The following is a 21,628-nucleotide window of genomic DNA, read 5'->3' on the forward strand; positions in this document are numbered from 1 at the left end:
GCAACAAAACTTAAGCTTGTCCCAATTTAATTCATTGCAATATATTTTCTAATCAATCAATAGTAATGATATTGGAAGTTTCACTACACAATTTTAATGTTAGGCAACATAAAGGAGAGATAACATTACCATTGATTAAGATAACTAACTCGTTTTTTAATAGATAAAACTGATTATCAATATTCTCATTACCAAAACCGACTTATTTATTAGTAAAGATAAAAAACTAAAAACAGCTAAACTTTTTACGGCATTGGTCGATAAAACAAGGGATGAAAGAATTTATATTAGGATAATCAATCATGGCAATGAGTATATTAGGAATTGGTTCTGGTATTGATTTAAATGAAGTATTAGATCAATTAGAAGCCGTTGAAAAAAATCGTCTTACACCGATAAAGGCCCAACAAAAAGCAGTTAATAACAAAATAAGCGGTTTTGGTAAATTAAAAAGTGCATTATCAACATTCAACAGCGCAACAGCAAAACTGCAAAAAAAAGAGCTGTTTCAAGCGCGTTCCGCATCTGGTAATGACAACTATTTTACCACTAATGTAAATAGCAAGGCCCAATTAGGTAATTATGCGGTTAGCGTCGAACAACTTGCCACTGCCCATAGTGTTGCTACGAATGCTATTAACGATAAAACATCAGCGTTAGGTAATGATAATGAAACCCGTACCCTCACAATAGAACAAGCTAATGGCCAAAAATTAAATATCACGTTAGGCAAAGATGACACATCGCTCGAATCGATAGCCAATGCAATCAATCAAGCTAAGGTGATTAATGAAGATGGTTCAACCAGTGAAACAACTGTAAATGCAACTATTGTCCGTTCTGGAACTGATAGCTATCAACTGGTTATCACATCAAAAGAAACCGGTGAACAACAAGCCATTACCTCTATTTCATCCGATGATGATAAGCTTAATTCACTAATTGGATTTAATGCTAATCAAGCTGATTCATCAGCTATGAGTGAAGTAGCTAAAGCGCAAGATGCTAAATTTAGCTTTAATGGTATAACGATTAATAGCTCATCAAATACCGTTAAAGAGGTTATTTCTGGTGTCGATATCACATTAAAAGCAGTGACTACAACAGCACAAAATTTAACCATCAGCGCTGACAATGACAAAGCTCAAGAAGCCCTTAAAGAGTGGGTTGATGCCTTTAATCAATTACAATCAACCATATCCAGCTTAACGCAATTTACCGCTGGTGATGCCAATTCAGATGAATTAAATAATAGTAATGGCCCACTGATTGGTGATTCAACACTACGTAATATTGATCAAAGTATTCGCTCTATATTTTCTAAAGGTCAAACAGGAGAATTATCGGTACTAGCACAAATTGGTATCAATATGGATAGTAATGGCAAACTGGTGATTAAAGAAAACGAATTAGAAAAAGCCCTTAAAGAAAACAGTGAAGCAGTCGCCATTTTATTTACCGGTGATGGTGAAACAACTGGCATTGCCAACGAAGTCTTTGCCAAAGTAAGTAGCTTTATTGATAACGATGGCATGATTGATACGGCAACTAACGGTTTAAATTCTACCTTAAAATCATTAGATAAACGCTATGACCAAGTTAATAACTCTATTGACCAAACTATCGAGCGTTATCGGGTACAATTCACAAAACTAGATATCTTAATCAATGAATTAAATGGTATGAGTAATTATCTTACCACCCAATTTGAAATGATGGCGAATTTGAAAAAATAAGGCATAACAATGTATAAAATGGGATCTCAAGCTTATAAACAAGTTAATTTAGAAACCAGCGTTAGTCAGGCTTCACCTCATCAGCTTATTGTTTTGTTATTTGATGGCGCATTAAATGCTATTCGCTTAGCTGAGTTATATATACAAAAGGGTAATATTGCTGGTAAAGGAAAAGCCATTTCTAAAGCTATTAATATCATTGATAATGGGCTTAAAAGTTGCCTTGATTTAAAGCAAGGCGGTGAAATTGCTGAAAATTTAGATCAGTTATATCAATACATCAGTCAGCAACTGGTTTTCGCTAATCTACATAATGATACACAAATACTGCAAACTTGTTTTGATCTGCTTAATAATATTGCCCAAGCTTGGCGAGAGATAGCATAGTTATGGATGTAGCAACATTGAATACGAGTCTAGTACTAGAACAATACGAGCAACTTAATTATGTTGTTGAGCAAATGCTAATTAATGCACAACAAGAAAACTGGGAATTATTAATTAGTTGGCAAACTCAGTATCAGCAGTTAGCACGTGATATTCAACTCAAAAATGGGTTAACTACTATTGATAATATACCATTATCACAACAAGATATTATTCAAATGTATATCAATAATATTCTTAGTTATCATGAGCAATTAAAGCAATTAATCCATCTGCGACATAATGATTTAAGCCAATTAATTGGTGAGCAGGTTGATTATCAAGCAAAAATAGATAGCTACCAAACAATCGCCAATTTAATTTAGATTTTTCACAGAGTAGTCAAAAAAATAGAATAAAAATAATTGAGGAACGGGGTTTTTTAGCTATCTTTATCTGCCAAAAACCTCACTCCGCAAACTTTTTTGATTAATTTTACATCGTTAATGTAAACACTTTGCTTGTACTGGTAACTAACTCATTTCGCAATAACTAAAGCATTTTTAACTTCAAAAATAATCTTATAAAGAGTATCTCGATAGTCGTTGTAACAACAGTAGTGGTGAGGTTAGGCCAATTTAGGATAAAAATTGGTGATTAATTAATACTATTTTTAAAACCAAAATATATCATCTAGTCGATAAGTAACCATCCGATAATGGTTTAAACGTTCATATTCATGATTTCTTGATATGCTGCAACTAATTTATTGCGAACTTGAATACCAAATTGTAAAGAAACTGAAGACTTTTGCATGCTAACCATTACCTCATTTAATGCGATATTGGTTTCCCCCATCTCAAATGCTTTAGCTTGCTGGCTAGCGTCTATTTGTGTTTGACTGATTTTATCTAATGCCATTTTTAATTCAGCCATAAAATTTTGTTCACTATGATTAATAGATTGCTTATGTGAAAAATCAAGTTGGGTTAATGTTGTACTATTGAAGGCATCAATACTATTCATAATAAAGGTCATGGTTATTCGTCTTAATCAAGTTATAACGTAAATTATCATAAAGATAACAATCTAAAAGCGATAACTAAAGGGTAAAGCATATGCTTTTTTAGCTATTGATTTTTTTAAATACACAGATAATAAACCCTAGAATTAATCTAGTCAGTTTAGTGTTAGGATACATATGGATAGCCAGGCAGTTGGTAACAAAGGCGAATCAATATTGAGTAAGTTACCTTTTATTAATCAATTAAAAATAAATCGTAAAATGCTACTCCTTATTGTAGGAGTAATTGTAATAGCAATTAGTAGTATTACTTACTTATGGCTTAAAGACGATAATTATGGCGTATTATTTAGTAATTTGAATGATAAGGATGGCGGTGAAATCATTAGCCAACTTGATAAGTTAAATATTCCCTATAAATTTTCATCCTCTGGCACAACTATCTTAATTCCCCAAAATCAAATTTATAATACTCGTTTACGAATAGCCCAGCAAGGTTTGCCTAAAGGTGGCGCAATTGGTTTTGAACTACTCGACAAAGAAAGTTTTGGCATGAGTCAGTTTAATGAACAAATCAACTATCAACGAGCATTAGAAGGCGAACTATCGAGAACCATTGCAATTATTAGTAGTGTAGATGATGCCAGAGTGCATTTAGCGATGCCTAAACCCTCTTTATTTGTTCGAGAAAGAAAATTCCCTTCCGCCTCTGTTGCACTAACTTTATTACCAGGTCGAGCTTTATCTCAAGGTCAAATTGACGCCATCATTCATTTAATTTCTAGTAGTGTTCCAGAATTACAAGCGGATAAAGTGACGATTATTGATCAAAAAGGCAATTTATTAACCGGTGAAAGATACCGTGACAGTAACGTTAATATTGCCCAATTAGAATATAGTGAACGCATTGAAAATCTAGTTCGAGAACGAGTAGAAAAAATTATTATCCCTATTTTGGGACAACAAAATGTTAAGGTACAAGTGAATGCGGATATCGATTTTAGTCGGCAAGAGTCAACATCAGAAATTTATGATCCTAATAGCGATGCCAGCAACCAAACTATTCGTAGTAAGCAACAAATTGAAAATAGCCAATTAGCATCAAGCAACATTATCGGTGGTGTGCCGGGCGCTTTATCTAATCAACCGGTACCAACGCCTAGTGCACCAATTGATGGTGAGAGCGATACCAAAGATAAAGACGATAAACAAAAAATGTATCATTTACAGTCAAATAAAACATTGAACTTTGAAGTTAATCGTCAAGTTATTCATAGCAAAATCCCTGAAGGTCGTATCAAGCGTTTATCTGTCGCTGTTTTAGTTAATTATAAATTTATTTCAGCCGATGAAATCACATCGGCAAATGAAGAAAATTCAGAACAGGAAGCTGTTGAAAAATGGGTAAAACTAGATCAAGAGGAACTTACCCATATTGAAGCGCTTGCCCGTCAAGCAATGGGATTTTCTGACTTGCGTGGTGATTCATTAACAGTGGCTAATTTGAAATTTACCGATCAAATTGAAGATGAAAATGCCGCCATTGTCTTTTTACAAAAACATGAAGTTTTCGACATGCTGAAAGTCGCAATTAAATATCTGATTTATATTTTAATAATCTGGTTTGCATGGCGCAAAGTGTTACGTTCGATATGGATTAAAATTCAAAGACAATATCTTAATACTGATAACAGATCATCTGATGGCTCAATGGCTAGTGAAGATAAGCTTGATTACAAAGCACACAGTAAACTGCAACAGAAGATTTTTGAAGATAATATGCAACAACAGCAATACATCCGCAAAATTGTCGAGAAAGATCCTCGTGTAATGGCTCTGATTATACGTGGTTGGATGAACAAGAAGGACACCGAGTAATGAATTTAACTGAAGCGCAAAAAGCAGCGACAATTTTAATGATTTTAGGTGAAGAATTAGCAGCCAAAGTAATGCAATTTTTAAACCACAAAGAGGTACAAAAAATTAGTAGTGCCATGATGGGATTACCACAATTAACTCAAGAACAACTGAAAAATATTCTTAATGAGTGTCAAAATACTCTTGATGATTGTGCAGTATTAAATACAGATACCAATGGCTATTTAAGAAAAGTTCTAGAAAAATCAATTGGTAGCGATAAAGCTAACCGCTTACTTGATGAACTATTAGATACCGATATCGAAGATACCACTGATGGCTTAAAAATGCTTAACTTTGTCGATGCTGCTCGTGCGGTTGATTTAGTTAAAAAAGAACACCCACAAATTATCGCCACCATTTTAGTTCACTTAAATCGCGATTTGGCTGCTGAGATTTTAAATTTATTTGATGACCAATTACGTAATGACGTCATGCTACGTATTGCAACTTTCGGTGGTGTAGAACCATCAGCATTAGAAGTATTATCGACATCATTATCAACCTTACTACATGGACAAAATATTAAACTTAATAACATGGGTGGCATCCGCACCGCAGCAGAAATTATCAATCTGATGAAATCACAACAAGAAGAATTGGTTATCAATGCATTACGAGATTATGACAATGAGCTTGCTCAAAAAATCATTGATGAAATGTTCCTATTTGAAAATCTGATTGATGTCGATGATAGAAGTATCCAACGTCTACTCAAAGAGGTGGATAATGAAACCTTAATCATCGCTATGAAAGGCGCAACAGAAACGCTACGCGACAAGCTATTAGCAAATATGTCACAACGAGCTGCCTCAATATTACGAGAAGATTTAGAAAACAGACCACCAGTTCGCTTGTCGCAAGTAGAAACCGAACAGAAGAAAATTTTGGTTATTGCACGGCGCTTAGCAGAAACAGGTGAGATGATCTTAACAAGTGGTGATGATGAATATGTATAATCATACTAATAGTGTAAGTTGGAAACCATTGCATTTCCAAGATTTGGCACTTAGCGAATTATCACCATTAACCAGCCAGCAACAGCCAGAAGAGTTGGAAGAATTTGCGCCACCATTAGAGCCAGATAGCCACGATGATCAAGATGAAGACTCTTTTGATATTAATAGCCCAGCAATATTGCTAGAACTCGAAAATATTAAACAACAAGCAAGAGATGAAGCATACCAAGAAGGCTTTAATTTAGGTAAAGAAGAAGGTTTTAATATTGGCAAACAGACTGGCTATGAGCAAGGATTCACTCTCGGTCACCAAGAAGGGCTGGACACAATAGAACAACAGTTAACGGCAGAAAAATTAACTAGCATAAATGCCATCAAAAATTTAGCAATCAGCTTTCAACAATCGATTAGCCAAATTGATGAGAAAATTGTACCAAAGCTATTTGACTTAGCTTTACTTGCTGCCGAAAAAACAGTTGGTTCATTATCAAAAGTAAAACAAAAACAATTATTACATATTATAAAATCATTAATTGAACAAAATACAATTGTTAACCCACCAATTGTAGTACGAATTAATCCAACAGACTTGTTATGGCTTGAACCACAACTAAATAATGAGTTGCAACCACAGCAATGGCAGTTTATAGCCGATGCCAATATCGAATTAGGGGGTTGCAAAATATTTACCCAAACCAATGAGATCGACGCCAGTGTAACCCATCATTGGCAAATCATCTCAGATAATGTACATGGAGTTGAACATTAAGGTGGACTTTTGTAGGCAATGGATGACTAAAATTGATTGTGCGCAACAAAAATTACAGTCAATATCGTTAATCCGTCAATATGGTCGCTTAGTTAAAGCTTCGGGCTTAGTTTTAGAGGCCGTGGGTTTAAAATTACCTTTAGGTTCTAACTGCTTTGTCGAACGGCAATTAGATGGAAAAGTACAAGCTGTTGAGTGTGAAGTTATTGGTTTTAATGGTAAAACCTTATATCTGATGCCATTTGAATCAACCGATGGCATATTACTTGATGCCAGAGTATATACCTCACAATATGATTTAACTCATTTTAGCCATAAAGTTTTACCTATTGGTACGGGGTTATTAGGACGAATAGTTGATGCAATGGGCAAACCATTGGATGGCAAACCTTTACCAGAAAATATTGAATATGAAGGATTAATCAATAAATCACTAAATCCTCTGGCTCGCACGCCTATTCATCAAGTATTAGATGTCGGTATTCGTGCTATCAATGCATTATTAACCGTTGGCCAAGGTCAACGAATGGGGCTTTTTGCCGGTTCTGGTGTTGGTAAAAGTGTACTACTTGGCATGATGGCTAGGTATACCAAAGCTGATATTATTGTGGTTGGTCTGATTGGTGAACGAGGCAGGGAAGTAAAAGATTTTATCGAAAATATCCTTGGTGAAGAAGGCTTAGCGCGTTCAGTAGTTGTCGCGGCACCAGCCGATGTATCGCCATTATTACGTCTACAAGGTGCAGCTTATGCCACAAAAATTGCCGAAAATTTTCGTGATCAAGGGTTTAATGTATTACTAATCATGGATTCACTAACCCGTTATGCCATGGCACAACGGGAAATAGCCTTAGCCATCGGTGAACCACCGGCAACCAAAGGTTATCCACCATCAGTATTTGCAAAATTGCCAGCATTAGTTGAAAGAGCAGGTAATGATGCCAAAGGAAAAGGTGCAATTACTGCTTTTTATACTGTGTTAACCGAAGGTGACGACCAACAAGATCCTATTGCTGATTCAGCAAGGGCAATTCTTGATGGTCATATAGTATTATCACGTTCACTAGCTGAATCGGGGCATTATCCAGCCATTGATATCGAAGCGTCAATCAGTCGTGTAATGACCGATCTTACCCCGCCAGAAGATGAAAAAAAATCACGGTTATTTAAACAATTATTTTCAAGTTTCCAGCGCAATCGGGACTTGATTAATGTTGGTGCTTACGTAGCTGGAACCGATCCATTATTAGATAAAGCTATCTCACTTTTTCCAGCTATGCAGCAATTTTTACAACAAGGAATCAATGAGCATTGTAGTTATCAAGACGCTTATCAACAATTAATCAATATTGTTGCTGCTCGCTGATAAATTAGGAAAGAATTATGGCCAATCAACATCATGGTAAATTTGCATTTATAACGTTAAAAAAGCTCGCTGAAAAAGCAGTTGATGACAAATTGATTAAATTAAAACATGCACACGAAAATAAACGTAATGCACAATCACAACTAAATGTATTAAATGATTATTATCATGAGTACCAACAACGGCTAAATAATGCTTTATCCAGTGGCATTAAAGGATCGGAATTAAATAATTTTAATGCTTTTATTATGGCGATTGAACAAGGTATAGCTCAACAAAAAAAACTATTATTAACTTTAGATATAAAACAAAAGCAGATCACCAATGAGCTTAATCAATCGCAAAAAAGCCTAAATACTTATACTACATTATTAGATAAACAACATAAAAAACTGTTACTTCAACAGAGTCGTTTACAACAAAAATTAACCGATGAATTTGCTCAGCAGCAGATAGCAAGGAGAACATTGAATGAATATTAATCAGTTTAGCGATATTCCATTAATCTCATCTCAACAATTTGAATTAAACGACAACCAGTTATCTATTCTTGATGATGATTTTTTCCAAAAGTTATTACAACTTACCGAAAAACAGCAATGGCTAAGTGATAATAATAATCACGTTAATGCTGCAAACCTAAAAGACAATGAGTTAGAGCAGAAAGAACGAATGGAAAGTGAAGAGTTATTTATATTATTTTCTATGCCATTCAATCCGCAAGATGATATACCGCAAAATAGACAATCGGATACTCAACCGAAAAATGAAGCAATATATGAAACTAAACTATTATTAGAAGCTAATCCAACTATGATTGATCCAAAATTGGATACACAATGTACTGATGATATCAAACAGCGTATCAATATTGATGAAAAAGCTGCCGAAATTATTGCCTCAATTAATTACAGTGAGCAATTAATCAACAAAACCAATAAACCAAACCCTAGTCATTTATTGGCTTCGGAAAATAATCAGCCACAAACGACCAAAAATGCACATTTGATCATTAATCAAACTCAGTCAACAGATACGTGGGTGAATAATAACAACAATGATCATCATTCTGATTTAGCGTCAACTTTGACAGATAAACTGTTTACTACTAATTTGGCTAATACACCATCAGAAATGGCTTTATCAATAGATCTAAATGGCCAACCATCGCTATTTAATCCGGTAACCTCTGCAACACCCCCAACCACATTAAACCTAAATTTACCGATGCCCATGGATATTAGTAAGTGGCAAGCATCTTTAAATGAACAAATTTGTTTGATCAGTAGACAAGGCATTCAAAATGCCGAAATAAAATTAAATCCACAAGAACTAGGATCATTACATATTAAATTAGCCATGATTGATGACAAAATCGATCTGCACATGGCGGTTGCACATAATATGGTTAAGGGTGTGTTAGAATCAGCACTCCCCATGTTAAGAACCTCATTGGAACAACAAGGTATCACTTTACAACACACTAACATTAGTGATTTTTCAATGATGAATGATTCTAAACAGTCGTCTTCTTATCAACAACCACAACAATTTGAAACAGAGCAACTATTAGATGATATCAATCCAATTCAACAAAAAATTAATCATCATACTGAAGTTGTTCAATCAGGATTAAGTATTTTTGCCTAAATAATGGTTAGGCAATATTTATAAAATAATTGATATCTACGTTTTTAACAGTGTTTAACTTTGATAACTTCATATTAAAAAGGTTGAATAGATAATATTTTTATTGCCTATTCTTCCGATTAATTCTTACAGCATGATTTATTATTTTGGTAATTTTTGGTTATTTAAATAGCTACAAATCTTTCGTTAATTTTCATTGAGACAATAATAAATATGCAAACCACCAATAAAAAAGTAAGAATTTTAAACCTAATACTTATTCTAATTACCTTACTCGCAATAGGTTCAGCAGCTTATTTATGGTTCGAAAATCAAGCTAAAAATACGCCAAATACTCATCAAGAACCTCTAGTTTCATCACCAGTTTTTTTAACTTTAAAACCATTTACCATTACATTACCACCTTCTGAAGATAATTTAGATATCAATAAAATTCTATATGTCGGTATGGTGTTACGTGTCGAAAATGAAGATCAAAAAACGGTATTATTAGAATATTTGCCCGAAGTAAGAAGTGATGTATTGCTGTTAACCTCAAAACAATATGTCAATAATTTGAGAAAAGAATCTGGCAAGCTTGAATTACAAGAGCAAATAAAAACAGCATTATCACGTCAATACGATGCCAAACATTCAGTAAAAATTGATGAAGTGTTATTTACTGATTTCATTATAAGGTAATTATCATGTCTGATAAGCTTCAATCTACTAGCGATAAAAGTGAATCTTTAGCTAAACATTCACCGGATAATGCTACCAGTATTGAAAAAGATATTGTGCAAAATTATAAATCACAGCAAAGCAAACGGACAGAAATAAAACCTTATGATATATCAGTTAAACATAGTTTTATCCCTGAACGACTAACAGCATTAGAAATAATCAATGAACGCTTTGCTCGCCAATTTCGAATTGGCTTATTTAATTTATTACGTCGTAATACGGATGTTATTACTTCGCCAATAGAACCAAAAACATTTAAAGAGTTTTCTCATATCTCGGCAACTTACCATTTAAATTTAGTTCATCTTAATCCTTTACGGGGAAGCTGCTTATTTTCTTTTTCACCAGAACTGGTATTTATTGTTGTTGATACGCTTTTTGGCGGTGATGGACATACCACCAATATGGAAACTGAAGGACGTGAATTTACTCATACCGAACAAGAGATTATTAGACGAGTATTAGATCTTGCTTTAACTACATACCAAAATTCATGGATTGACGTATACAGTATTGAAACTGAATATATTCGTTCTGAAGTTGAGAGTAAATTTACTAATATCACCAGCTCTCCCGATGATGTTGTGTTAACTTCCACCTTTTTAATTGAAATTGGTAGCTTTAAAGCAACTTTCTGCATATGCATTCCATATACAATGGTTGAACCTATCAAAGAGCTATTAATTAAACCACCGATCGAAAGTCAAACCCATCAAGATGATAATGTCTGGATGAGTTCCCTCACAAGTGGTATTAAACAATCAACGGTTGAGTTAATCGCTAATTTTACAAATATTCAAACAACTGTTGCCAAATTATTAGCATTAAAAGTAAACGACATTTTGGATATTGAAAAACCAACCAGCCTAGATGTCACTATTGGTGGTGTACCGGTTTTAAAAGGTCAATATGGTAGTGTAAATAAACAATATGCAATTCAAGTAGAGCAAATAAGCAACCCTGTATTAGAACAATTGAATGAAGGAGTGTTCAATGAGTGATATGCCAAATAACAGTGATGATAGCCAAGCAACTAACTTAACTAATGAAGAATCGGTAACGACAGAAGCTATTTTTGAAACCCTTTCACCCCAACCATCAAATGTAAAAGAACAAGATATTAATCTTATTTTAGATATTCCGGTTAATTTAAGTGTTGAACTTGGCCGTACCAAAATGGCCATTAAAGACCTATTAAATTTAACTCAAGGCTCAGTTATCGCCTTAGATGGTTTAGCTGGTGAGCCATTAGATATTTTAATTAACGGTTACTTAATTGCGCAAGGCGAGATAGTGGTGGTGGGTGACAATTATGGTGTACGAATTACCGATATTATTACCCCATCAGAACGAGTACGTAGATTAAGTCGTTAATAACCATTAATGAGATAACCATGAGCGAATCAACAATCAACTCCGGTATACAAAACTTTTCGTCTATTCCTGCTGAATCAAGTTTATATAGCCAAATAGGAATAGCCTTTTTTAGTGTTATTACCATTATTTTCGTTTTAACCTGGCTAATAAAACGGTTAGGTTGGAAAAAATCTACTAAGCAATTCATTGATGTTAAAGCAACGTACAATATAAATGCCAAAGATCGCATAATGTTGGTTTATGTTGATCATCAATTACTGGTGGTCGGAGTTACAGCCCAACAAATGACTTTACTCCATACTATCAATGAACAGCGTACTGAAATGTTATTCGCAGATCCTGCTGACGTTGAACAACAGTCAAAAAATAATCTGTTCAATCAGATATTAAGATCTGTGTTAAACAGTAAAAAGGTGTGATTAATTGTGCGGTTAAAACTTGTTATTTTATTTAGCTTATTGCTCGCCAGCCAATATAGTTATGCTGAATTATCACCGTTAACAATTGTTACTCAAACCTCACTACCAGAAGGGCAAACTTGGTCATTACCAGTTGAAACTTTAGTTTTTTTAACCCTACTAACTTTTATCCCAATTATATTACTATTAATGACGAGTTTTACTCGTATCATTATTGTGTTAGGACTATTACGTAGTGCACTTGGTACCCAATCCGCACCGCCTAATCAATTAATTTTAGGTATTGCCCTATTTATGACATTTTTTATTATGTCACCAACATTGGATAAAATATATCAAGATGCTTATATTCCCTATTCACAACAACAAATCACTATGCAACAAAGTTTGACGGAGGCAAGCAAACCACTGAGTGAATTTATGTTGAGTCAAACTCGTGAAAGTGATTTAACACTATTTGTTAATATGTCCCATACTGGTGATATTCAAACGCGTGAAGATATCCCGCTACGAGTTTTAGTCCCCGCTTTTGTGGTTAGTGAACTTAAAACTGCTTTTCAAATTGGCTTTACTCTGTTTATTCCTTTTTTAGTCATTGATTTAGTTGTTGCCAGTACATTAATGGCATTAGGGATGATGATGGTACCACCAGCAACAGTATCACTACCTTTTAAAATTATGTTGTTTGTATTAGCTGATGGCTGGCATTTATTGTTAGGTTCATTAGCACAAAGCTTTTTCAGTTAACACCAACAGTATAAGGGATTATATGCCTTCTGAATATATTAGCCATTTTGCCATTCAAGCAATCAAAGTTGCCGCATCACTTGCAGGTCCTTTACTACTCGCAGCATTAGTCACTGGGCTAATTATCAGTTTGTTACAAGCTGCAACCCAAATTAATGAAATGACCTTATCTTTTATTCCTAAGATTTTAGCGGTGGTTTTAGTATTAATCATTTTAGGCCCCTCAATGCTGACGACTATGATCGATTATATCCGCCTGGTTATTACTGATATTCCTAACTTAACTAGTTAACCTTAATGAACGCCACGATTCACGATCTGTTTAATATTGATTTTTTTGCTTGGGTTCGATCAAGTTTTCTGCCTTTTACCCGTATTTTAGCGCTAATTATGGTCGCACCTATTGTCGGTGAAAAAGAGGTGCCAAATCGGTTAAAGATTGGTTTAGCAATGCTGATCGTCATTTTATTACCTTTATCAAAGTTAGACGACAACCTTACCCTTTATTCATTACACGGTATCTGGGTTATTGCCCAGCAAATCATGATTGGCATCATAATCGGTTTTACCATACAACTTACTTTTTTAACGGTAAGATTTGCAGGTGAATTAATTGGTATGCAAATGGGATTAGGCATGGCGACCTTTTATGATCCTATTGGTGGACCATCTACTTCTGTACTGTCACGTTTAATTAACATTATTGCCTTGTTGATATTTCTCAGCTTAGATGGACATCTATGGCTACTATATGGATTAGCTAACAGTTTTGATATTATTCCTATTAGCGTTTCACCTTTAAAGGCCAACGGTCACTTAGCCTTAATCGAAACAACCGGTCTATTATTTAGTAATGGCGTTATGTTGGCATTACCATTAATGACGTTATTGCTGATTATTAACTTGTCGTTAGGGCTATTAAATAGAATTACCCCTCAGTTATCAATTTTTGTAGTGGGCTATCCACTTACCTTATTATGTGGCTTGATGATGTTAAGTTATTTATTTTCCACCTTGCCTTCATTTGTGGAATTTATTTTAGAACAGATATTTTCAACTACTTCGCAAATTTTAATCTATCTTGCAGCCACCAATAGTTAAGCCAATTAAGCTTAATAAAATTCAGGGTTATTTTTTAACAAAAAATTTTGAGGAACGGGGTTTTTTAGCCTTAACATTAAAGGTTATTAACCATGTACATAACTAATGGTTGTTTATACGAGATAATAAAAAAACCGCTGTGTAGCTTTGCGTTACACAACGGTTCAAGTTAATTATAACTTAAAAATTAATTAAATAATTTATGGAATTGTAAGCTTATCCAATCCCAGATATTACCAAAGAAGCCCGCTTCTTCAACATTTTCAAGTGCAACTAAAGGTTGTTCGTTGATCACTTTATCATCTAATAAAAATTGGATTTTACCAACCGCAGCACCTTTGGTGATTGGTGCATAGATGTAATCATCAATAGTGTATTGTACTTTAACGTCAGCTGAACGACCTTTTGGCACAGTAATATAAGCACCATTAATAGTCCCTAAATTTACTTTGTTTTCATCGCCATACCAAACTGACTCTGTCACTAATGGTGCATTAGGCTTAACTGGATTAGCTGTTTCAAAGAATCGGAATCCCCAAGTGAGTAATTTTTTACTCTCTTCTTCACGACCTTTAAAAGTTCGGCCACCAAGCACAGCAGAAATTAAACGGGTATTACCATCAACCGCTGATGCAACAAGGTTATAACCAGCAGCATTAGTATGACCGGTTTTAATACCATCTACGTTTAAAGTTGTATCCCAAAGTAAACCATTGCGATTCAATTGTGGTTTAGACAGGTTATAGGTGAACTCTTTTTCTTTATAGATAGCATATTCAGTTGGTAAGTCACGAATCAAAGCTTGACCTAATAATGCCATATCTTTAGCTGTTGTATACTGACCTGGTGCATCAAGGCCATGTACCGTTTCAAAATGGGTATGTTGCAAACCAATTTTTTTAGCATATTCATTCATTAAATTAACGAAAGCACCTTGGCTACCAGCAACATGTTCAGCCATAGCGATACATGCATCATTACCCGATTGAATAATGATACCTTTATTCAAATCAGCAACCGAAACCGTTTTACCAACCTCTAAAAACATCAATGATGAGCCTTTTAAAACCGGATTACCGGTTGCCCATGCATCTTTACTCACCAAAACCATATCATCATTTTTGATACGGCCTGATTCCAATGCTTGACCAATAACATAACTTGTCATCATTTTAGTTAAGCTTGCTGGATCACGTTGTTGTTCGGCATTATATTGCGCTAGGATTTCGCCAGATTTGGCATCGATTAAGATATACGCTTCTGCATCTAATTGTGGAATAGCAGGAATAGGAAATACCATCTCTGCAGAGGTAGAAGAACATATTGCGAGCACTAACAAGCCAAAAGATAATTTAAATTTCTTTTTCATTTATAAAAATTCCGTTAAATGTTTTTAGATAACATGTATCGATGTGTGTGAATAGACATCATAATGCCAAAACTTGCCATTAAAACGACTAAAGATGAGCCACCATAACTTATTAGTGGTAATGGTACACCAACTACAGGTAAGATTCCACTGACCATACCAATATTAATAAATACATAGACAAAAAATACCAAAATCAAACCACCAGACAGTATTCGTCCAAATGTCGTTTGTGCCTGAGCAGCAATAATTAATCCACGTATAATTAAGCATAAGAACAAAATTAATAAAACAATAGAGCCAATAAAACCAAATTCTTCAGCTATAACTGAAAAGATAAAATCAGTATGTCTTTCCGGTAAAAATTCTAGCTGTGATTGAGTACCTTCAAGCCAGCCTTTACCCCATATTCCGCCTGAGCCAATTGCAGTTTTAGATTGAATGATATGATAACCTGTACCATTAGGATCACGTTCAGGATTAAATAATGTTAATACCCTTTCACGTTGATAATCATGCATTAGGTAGAACCACATAATCGGTAAAAATATAGCCATCAATATCAAGGCAACAAGAATAAATCGCCAATTAATTCCAGCCAAAAAAATAATAAAAATCCCTGACATAACAATTAAAATTGCGGTGCCCAAATCGGGTTGCATGGCCACTAATAGTGTTGGTACCCCAATAATAGCTAATGTTTGCAAGGTGGTTTTTAATGGTGGTGGGCAACCGTCACGATGAATAAACTTAGCTACCATTAAAGGAACAGCAATTTTAGCAATTTCTGACGGTTGAAAGCGAATAACACCTAAATCCAACCAACGTTGGGCCCCTTTGCTGGTATAGCCAAAAATATCAACTAATACCAATATAATAATACAGATTATATAAAGGTAAGGCGCCCACTGTTCATAACTTCGCGGTGAAAATTGTGCAAAGACTATCATCACAAAGAAACCAAGTAATATTTGAATAACTCTTTTTTGCATCATATCAATATCTTGACCACTAGCACTCCATAAAATATAAAGGCTATAACCAAGTAGTAAGGTTATAAATAAGCAAAAAAGTGGATCGATATGTATCTTTTGCCAAAAAGATTTCTTAATATTGTTCATAATTAATCTTCATGTCCTGTCGTCGATGATGATGCATCATCTAATTCTGTTGAGTTATCACCTTCAAGATAATAATCCAGTATTTTACGTGCTACTGCACCACCGTTGGAGCTACCACCACCGCCATTTTCAATAACTATAGCTAGCGCTATTTTCGGTTTATCATAAGGTGCATAAGCAATAAATAAGGCATGGTCACGCAAATGTTCAGGTATTTTATGGGCATTATAAGTCTCGTTTTCTTTTAAACCATAAACTTGAGCTGTACCTGATTTGCCTGCAGCTTGATATTTAGCCCCCGCATATACTTTACGTGCGGTACCTCGAGCTCCAAACATAACTCGATGCATACCTTCTTTAGCTAATGCCCAATAGGTTGGATTAACATCAACTAGACTATTAGGTTCAACATATTTTTCGGGATTAATAATTGGTTGACTCTGATTAGTATTAATAATGTCACTTTTTTTATAGAGTAAAAAGTGAGGTGTAAATGTTTTACCATTATTAATTAATGTGGTTAATGCTTTAGCCATTTGCATAGGTGTTGCAGTCCAATAACCTTGACCTATACCAACCGGAATGGTGTCACCTTGTAACCAAGATTTTTTATGGCGCTTCAATTTCCATTCTCGACTTGGCATAACTGCACGAGTCTCTTCATTAGCCGAAATATCAATGCCGGTTCGTTCACCATAACCAAATTTCGTCATCCATAAATTTAGACGATCAATGCCCATATCATAAGCAACTTGGTAAAAATAGGTATCAACCGATTCCTCAATTGCTCGTAATACATCAACATGGCCGTGCCCCCATTTTAGCCAATCTCGATAACGTCTTTCAGTACCAGGTAATTGCCACCAGCCTGGATCGTTAACCACACTTTTCGGTGAAACGACACCTTCACTTAAAGCGGCTATCGAAATAAACGGTTTGACCGTTGAAGCAGGTGGATAAGCACCAAGTAAAGCCCTGTTAAATAGGGGTTTACTTGGATCATCAAGTAACTCACTATATTTCTTACTTGAAATACCACCCACAAAGTCATTTGAATCATAACTTGGATTTGAAACCATGGCCAGTACTTCACCATTATTAGGGTCGATCGCAACAACAGATGCTTTCCTACCAGCAAGTAGTGATTCAATATAGAGTTGTAATTTTAAGTTGATGGATAAATAGATATCTTCACCCGCTTGTGGTGGATGTTGTTCAAGTAAGCGGACAATACGACCTCGGCTATTTACTTCAACCTTTTCATTGCCCGCCGTACCATGTAAAACGTCTTCGTAATACCTTTCAATTCCCATTTTACCAATGTTAAAAGTGGCTACATAATCACTGGTTTTATTTTCTTCTTCAAGGCGCTGTTTATCTTGAGTGTTTATTTTGGATATATATCCAAGAATATGGGTAAGTGAAGCACCATATGGATAATAACGATGTTGAATTTTAACAATGGATGCAAACGGAAAGCGATGCTGATCAACAATAAAACGAGCAATTTGCTTTTCTGTTAAATTTTCTTTAAGTGGAACTGGGCGATGAGCTCGATAATTTCGTCTTTCTTTTTGAAAGTTTTCAATATCTTCGTCGGTTAAATCAACAATTTTTTTTAATTGTTCAAACTGTTCATTAAGATTTTTAGTTTTATCAGGAACAATATTAAGTTGATAGGTAATATTATTTATCGCTAATGGCGTGCCATTACGATCATAAATCATACCCCGACTAGGAGGAATAGGGATAATTTCAATACGATTGTTGTTTGATTTGGTACTGTAATAACTAAAGTTGGAAATTTGTAGATCAGCTAAATTAGCTAGTAACACAAAAATTAATAAAATAATTACCACAAATGCAAACAACGCTCTACGCAAAAATAAGTTTGTTTCTGCTGAGTGATCGCGAATATTGCCCTTTTTTGTTTTACCTAAAATAGAGATAATCTAGCTCCTCTAAATTCTGTTTATGACTGTTGTTGCTTGTGTTCTTGTTGTTCCCATTTTTCATAAGCATTGACAATTCTTGCTACTACAGGATGACGAACCACATCTTCACTCTTGAAAAAATTAAAACTAATATCATCAACATCGCTCAATACTTCGATAGCATGACGTAATCCTGATTTTTGATGACGCGGTAAATCAATTTGGGTTATATCTCCGGTAATTACAGCTTTAGAATTAAAACCAATACGCGTTAAAAACATCTTCATTTGCTCAATTGTTGTGTTTTGGCTTTCATCAAGAATAATAAAAGCATCATTAAGTGTACGCCCACGCATATAGGCTAATGGAGCAATTTCAATAACACTTTTTTCAATTAATTTTTCAACTTTTTCAAAACCAAGCATTTCAAACAATGCATCATATAGTGGACGTAAATAAGGATCGACCTTTTGACTTAAATCACCAGGTAAAAAACCTAGTTTTTCACCGGCTTCAACCGCCGGACGAGTTAAAACAATACGTCGAATTAGCTGTTTTTCTAGTGCATCAACCGCTGCTGCTACAGCTAAATAGGTTTTTCCTGTACCAGCCGGACCAATACCAAATGAAATATCATAATCTAACACATGGGCAATATATTGAGCTTGATTAGGTGTACGAGGTTTTATCACTCCACGTTTGGTTTTTATCATGACTTGTTTACTACCATGCAGATCAACATAAGCAGGAAGATGCTCTTTGGCTTTTTCTAATGCACCAGATTCTTTAATGGCTAAATGTATCTGCTCAGGATCAATATCGATAATATTATCTTTTCGTTTAGTTTGCTTATAAAGCGATTGTAATATTTCAGATGCAGCTTTTACACAGATTGCATCACCGGTTATGGCAAAGAGATTACCCCTGTGATTTATTTCAATTCCTAAACGACGTTCAAGTTGTTTAATATTGTCATCATAAGGACCACAAAGACTATTAAGTCGCTGATTCTCTGCTGGTTCAAGCATTGTTTCATATGTCGTGATATTCAAAAATATCCCCTCAAATCGTTAATTTCAATTACGAATATGTCTTTCAATAAAGAGCATTTTTCAACACCTTTAGAAAATCCATATGGCAATTATTGCAAGGAACAATATTGTCACCCACGACATTATCCATAGCACTAGTTGTGTGGTCTCTATCTAATCCTTGACTTTTCAATTTATTTACAAATTTAGTAATAGGTGTTCCTATTTTTAATTATTACTAACATAAGTTACTACTAATAAATTTATCTATTATTTTAAATGGAAAAATAGGAATAGATCTGACTACCATATATTGCTGTACACAAAATTTTGTGGCAATTGAATTATCCTATTTATTATTTAATTTCACATCCTGCTGAGCCAAAAAATTTAATTTTTTTATATTTTTATCTATCAATTATTATTTTGTTCAATTATGGTTGATAGATACGTACACCTAAATCGTTTTCTTTATGGGTACGAGAAATGATAGATATTGGTGATTCACTTACTCGTAAATTCATCTGATCTTCAGTTCTCACTACTTTACCACGCAATGAGTTAGGATAAACATCGGTAATTTCAACATCAACAAATTTACCAATCATATCCGGACGACCAGCAAAATTCACAATTCGATTGTTTTCAGTTCGACCAGTTAATTCCATAAGATCCTTTTTAGATGGACCTTCAACTAAAATACGTTGTACGGTATTTAACATGCGACGACTAAATTGCATAGCTTGTTGATTGATTCGCTCTTGAAGAATATAGAGCCGTTGTTTTTTCTCTTCTTCAGAAACATTATCTTCCATTTCCGCAGCAGGCGTACCTGGACGAGCTGAATAAACAAAGCTATAACTTAAGTCAAAATTAACATCAGCGATTAATTTCATGGTTTGTTCAAAATCTTCTTGAGTTTCACCAGGGAAACCAACAATAAAATCAGAACTGATTTGAATATCTGGGCGAACTTTACGTAATTTACGAATAATTGATTTATATTCAATTGCAGTATGCGTTCGTTTCATCAAATTCAATATGCGATCAGAACCACTTTGTACTGGTAAATGTAAAAAGTTAACCAGTTCAGGTGTATCACGATAAACATCGATAATATCATCTGTAAATTCAATTGGATGGCTAGTGGTAAAACGAATACGATCAATACCATCAATAGCAGCAACTAAACGTAATAATTCAGCAAAAGAACAAATATCACCATCAAAGGTTGGTCCGCGATAGGCATTTACGTTTTGCCCTAATAAATTCACTTCACGAACACCTTGTTCTGCTAACTGAGCTATTTCATAAATTACATCATCACAAGGTCTACTTACCTCTTCACCACGAGTGTAAGGTACCACACAATAAGTACAGTATTTGTTACATCCTTCCATTATGGATACAAATGCCGTTGGGCCTTCACTGCGTGGTTCAGGTAGACTGTCAAATTTTTCAATTTCCGGAAAACTAACATCAACAACATGATGACCATTACCACTGCGGATCTGTTCAATCATATCTGGCAAACGATGAAAAGTTTGTGGCCCAAAAATAATATCAACAAAAGGCGCTCGTTTACGAATATGGGCACCTTCTTGTGATGCTACACAACCACCAACACCAATAATAATATCAGGATTATGTTGTTTTAAATTTTTCCAACGGCCTAGTTGGTGAAAAACTTTTTCTTGGGCTTTTTCTCGAATAGAACAGGTATTTAATAATAAAATATCTGCTTCTTCGGCATTTTCTGTTAAGATTAAACCATGGGTGGATTCAAGGAGATCTGCCATTTTAGTTGAATCATATTCATTCATTTGGCAGCCCCAAGTTTTGATATGTAATTTTTTGCTCATCAATAACTCAGCTATATTTAATTGTTAAAATGAAAACGGGTTTAAATCCGCGATTTTAGCGAGTCATATTGTAATCCTTTGTGATTGTAGGGTCTATATTTAATATAAAAAACTACATTTATATTCTTTATAAATTAATAACTAATTAATTATTAAT

Annotated in this window: 22 protein-coding genes; 16 read left to right on the forward strand and 6 right to left on the reverse strand. The window is 34.5% G+C overall.

Annotation, left to right across the window (positions count from 1 at the left end; translation table 11 throughout):
- Positions 1–302: 302 nt before the first annotated feature.
- Genes fliD through fliT form a run of 3 tightly spaced genes read left to right on the forward strand, consistent with a single transcriptional unit; the run spans position 303 to position 2,488 of the window.
- Positions 303–1,736 carry a flagellar filament capping protein FliD gene (fliD, locus tag B6C99_RS02730; protein ID WP_086358412.1) on the forward strand — a complete coding sequence of 478 codons (1,434 nt, stop codon included), beginning with the start codon at positions 303–305 and terminating at the stop codon, positions 1,734–1,736.
- Between the two features lie 9 nt (positions 1,737–1,745).
- Entirely contained in the window at positions 1,746–2,123 is a 378-nt protein-coding gene (fliS, locus tag B6C99_RS02735) for a flagellar export chaperone FliS (RefSeq protein WP_086358413.1), read from the forward strand.
- A gap of 2 nt (positions 2,124–2,125) precedes the next feature.
- Positions 2,126–2,488, forward strand: coding sequence for a flagellar protein FliT (fliT, locus tag B6C99_RS02740; protein WP_086358414.1), 363 nt, complete (start codon positions 2,126–2,128; stop codon positions 2,486–2,488).
- A gap of 337 nt (positions 2,489–2,825) precedes the next feature.
- Here the strand turns inward: fliT and fliE are convergent, their stop codons facing one another.
- Complete coding sequence (fliE, locus tag B6C99_RS02745) at positions 2,826–3,140, reverse strand: flagellar hook-basal body complex protein FliE (protein ID WP_216819358.1); 315 nt, start codon at positions 3,138–3,140, stop codon at positions 2,826–2,828.
- Positions 3,141–3,303: 163 nt separating this feature from the next.
- Between fliE and fliF the strand changes: the two genes are divergently transcribed.
- From fliF to fliR, 13 genes are all read left to right on the forward strand, one after another.
- Positions 3,304–5,004, forward strand: a complete 1,701-nt coding sequence (gene fliF / locus B6C99_RS02750; protein ID WP_086358415.1) for a flagellar basal-body MS-ring/collar protein FliF — start codon at positions 3,304–3,306, stop codon at positions 5,002–5,004.
- Positions 5,004–6,002, forward strand: a complete 999-nt coding sequence (gene fliG, locus B6C99_RS02755) for a flagellar motor switch protein FliG (protein ID WP_086358416.1) — start codon at positions 5,004–5,006, stop codon at positions 6,000–6,002. The genes fliF and fliG overlap by 1 nt, the downstream gene beginning before the upstream one ends.
- A complete protein-coding gene (locus tag B6C99_RS02760; protein WP_158092426.1) occupies positions 5,995–6,771 on the forward strand; it encodes a flagellar assembly protein FliH in 777 nt (258 codons plus the stop codon). Before fliG ends, B6C99_RS02760 begins: the two co-directional genes overlap by 8 nt.
- Positions 6,772–6,793: 22 nt before the next feature.
- A complete protein-coding gene (gene fliI / locus B6C99_RS02765) occupies positions 6,794–8,137 on the forward strand; it encodes a flagellar protein export ATPase FliI (protein ID WP_254045935.1) in 1,344 nt (447 codons plus the stop codon).
- Between the two features lie 17 nt (positions 8,138–8,154).
- Positions 8,155–8,619: a flagellar export protein FliJ gene (gene fliJ, locus B6C99_RS02770; RefSeq protein ID WP_086358418.1), complete on the forward strand. Its 465-nt coding sequence runs from the start codon at positions 8,155–8,157 to the stop codon at positions 8,617–8,619.
- On the forward strand, positions 8,609–9,787 hold the full coding sequence (locus B6C99_RS02775; protein WP_086358419.1) for a flagellar hook-length control protein FliK: 1,179 nt from the start codon (positions 8,609–8,611) through the stop codon (positions 9,785–9,787). Before fliJ ends, B6C99_RS02775 begins: the two co-directional genes overlap by 11 nt.
- Before the next feature lie 213 nt (positions 9,788–10,000).
- On the forward strand, positions 10,001–10,468 hold the full coding sequence (locus B6C99_RS02780; protein ID WP_086358420.1) for a flagellar basal body-associated FliL family protein: 468 nt from the start codon (positions 10,001–10,003) through the stop codon (positions 10,466–10,468).
- A gap of 5 nt (positions 10,469–10,473) precedes the next feature.
- Positions 10,474–11,511, forward strand: a complete 1,038-nt coding sequence (fliM, locus tag B6C99_RS02785) for a flagellar motor switch protein FliM (RefSeq protein ID WP_086358421.1) — start codon at positions 10,474–10,476, stop codon at positions 11,509–11,511.
- A complete protein-coding gene (gene fliN / locus B6C99_RS02790) occupies positions 11,504–11,884 on the forward strand; it encodes a flagellar motor switch protein FliN (protein ID WP_086358422.1) in 381 nt (126 codons plus the stop codon). The genes fliM and fliN overlap by 8 nt, the downstream gene beginning before the upstream one ends.
- A gap of 20 nt (positions 11,885–11,904) precedes the next feature.
- Entirely contained in the window at positions 11,905–12,306 is a 402-nt protein-coding gene (locus B6C99_RS02795; protein WP_086358423.1) for a flagellar biosynthetic protein FliO, read from the forward strand.
- Positions 12,307–12,309: 3 nt separating this feature from the next.
- Positions 12,310–13,053 (forward strand): flagellar type III secretion system pore protein FliP, encoded by a 744-nt coding sequence (gene fliP / locus B6C99_RS02800; RefSeq protein ID WP_371265809.1) that lies wholly within the window; start codon positions 12,310–12,312, stop codon positions 13,051–13,053.
- A gap of 22 nt (positions 13,054–13,075) precedes the next feature.
- Positions 13,076–13,345, forward strand: coding sequence for a flagellar biosynthesis protein FliQ (gene fliQ / locus B6C99_RS02805; protein WP_034900933.1), 270 nt, complete (start codon positions 13,076–13,078; stop codon positions 13,343–13,345).
- Between the two features lie 5 nt (positions 13,346–13,350).
- Positions 13,351–14,154, forward strand: a complete 804-nt coding sequence (fliR, locus tag B6C99_RS02810) for a flagellar biosynthetic protein FliR (RefSeq protein WP_086358425.1) — start codon at positions 13,351–13,353, stop codon at positions 14,152–14,154.
- Between the two features lie 187 nt (positions 14,155–14,341).
- Here the strand turns inward: fliR and B6C99_RS02815 are convergent, their stop codons facing one another.
- The 5 genes from B6C99_RS02815 to miaB form a co-directional block, all read right to left on the reverse strand.
- Positions 14,342–15,523, reverse strand: a complete 1,182-nt coding sequence (locus tag B6C99_RS02815) for a serine hydrolase (protein WP_086358426.1) — start codon at positions 15,521–15,523, stop codon at positions 14,342–14,344.
- Between the two features lie 14 nt (positions 15,524–15,537).
- Complete coding sequence (gene mrdB / locus B6C99_RS02820; protein WP_086358427.1) at positions 15,538–16,644, reverse strand: peptidoglycan glycosyltransferase MrdB; 1,107 nt, start codon at positions 16,642–16,644, stop codon at positions 15,538–15,540.
- Positions 16,645–16,646: 2 nt separating this feature from the next.
- A complete protein-coding gene (mrdA, locus tag B6C99_RS02825; RefSeq protein ID WP_086358428.1) occupies positions 16,647–18,587 on the reverse strand; it encodes a penicillin-binding protein 2 in 1,941 nt (646 codons plus the stop codon).
- 29 nt (positions 18,588–18,616) lie between these two features.
- Positions 18,617–19,630: a PhoH family protein gene (locus tag B6C99_RS02830; RefSeq protein ID WP_086358429.1), complete on the reverse strand. Its 1,014-nt coding sequence runs from the start codon at positions 19,628–19,630 to the stop codon at positions 18,617–18,619.
- A gap of 413 nt (positions 19,631–20,043) precedes the next feature.
- Positions 20,044–21,471 carry a tRNA (N6-isopentenyl adenosine(37)-C2)-methylthiotransferase MiaB gene (miaB, locus tag B6C99_RS02835; protein WP_086358430.1) on the reverse strand — a complete coding sequence of 476 codons (1,428 nt, stop codon included), beginning with the start codon at positions 21,469–21,471 and terminating at the stop codon, positions 20,044–20,046.
- Positions 21,472–21,628 lie beyond the last annotated feature (157 nt).

The organism is Gilliamella sp. N-G2, assembly GCF_002142215.1.
Classification (GTDB): Bacteria; Pseudomonadota; Gammaproteobacteria; order Enterobacterales; family Orbaceae; genus Gilliamella.

Coding starts and splice junctions, on each gene's coding strand:
- B6C99_RS02815 (WP_086358426.1), bottom strand. CDS start 15,523: ATGAAAAAGAAATTTAAATTATCTTTTGGCTTGTTAGTGCTCGCAATA.
- B6C99_RS02780 (WP_086358420.1), top strand. CDS start 10,001: ATGCAAACCACCAATAAAAAAGTAAGAATTTTAAACCTAATACTTATT.
- B6C99_RS02760 (WP_158092426.1), top strand. CDS start 5,995: ATGTATAATCATACTAATAGTGTAAGTTGGAAACCATTGCATTTCCAA.
- fliJ (WP_086358418.1), top strand. CDS start 8,155: ATGGCCAATCAACATCATGGTAAATTTGCATTTATAACGTTAAAAAAG.
- B6C99_RS02795 (WP_086358423.1), top strand. CDS start 11,905: ATGAGCGAATCAACAATCAACTCCGGTATACAAAACTTTTCGTCTATT.
- fliN (WP_086358422.1), top strand. CDS start 11,504: ATGAGTGATATGCCAAATAACAGTGATGATAGCCAAGCAACTAACTTA.
- fliI (WP_254045935.1), top strand. CDS start 6,794: ATGACTAAAATTGATTGTGCGCAACAAAAATTACAGTCAATATCGTTA.
- fliF (WP_086358415.1), top strand. CDS start 3,304: ATGGATAGCCAGGCAGTTGGTAACAAAGGCGAATCAATATTGAGTAAG.
- fliQ (WP_034900933.1), top strand. CDS start 13,076: ATGCCTTCTGAATATATTAGCCATTTTGCCATTCAAGCAATCAAAGTT.
- fliT (WP_086358414.1), top strand. CDS start 2,126: ATGGATGTAGCAACATTGAATACGAGTCTAGTACTAGAACAATACGAG.
- fliE (WP_216819358.1), bottom strand. CDS start 3,140: ATGACCTTTATTATGAATAGTATTGATGCCTTCAATAGTACAACATTA.
- mrdB (WP_086358427.1), bottom strand. CDS start 16,644: ATGAACAATATTAAGAAATCTTTTTGGCAAAAGATACATATCGATCCA.
- B6C99_RS02775 (WP_086358419.1), top strand. CDS start 8,609: ATGAATATTAATCAGTTTAGCGATATTCCATTAATCTCATCTCAACAA.
- fliD (WP_086358412.1), top strand. CDS start 303: ATGGCAATGAGTATATTAGGAATTGGTTCTGGTATTGATTTAAATGAA.
- miaB (WP_086358430.1), bottom strand. CDS start 21,471: ATGAGCAAAAAATTACATATCAAAACTTGGGGCTGCCAAATGAATGAA.
- fliR (WP_086358425.1), top strand. CDS start 13,351: ATGAACGCCACGATTCACGATCTGTTTAATATTGATTTTTTTGCTTGG.
- fliG (WP_086358416.1), top strand. CDS start 5,004: ATGAATTTAACTGAAGCGCAAAAAGCAGCGACAATTTTAATGATTTTA.
- fliS (WP_086358413.1), top strand. CDS start 1,746: ATGTATAAAATGGGATCTCAAGCTTATAAACAAGTTAATTTAGAAACC.
- fliM (WP_086358421.1), top strand. CDS start 10,474: ATGTCTGATAAGCTTCAATCTACTAGCGATAAAAGTGAATCTTTAGCT.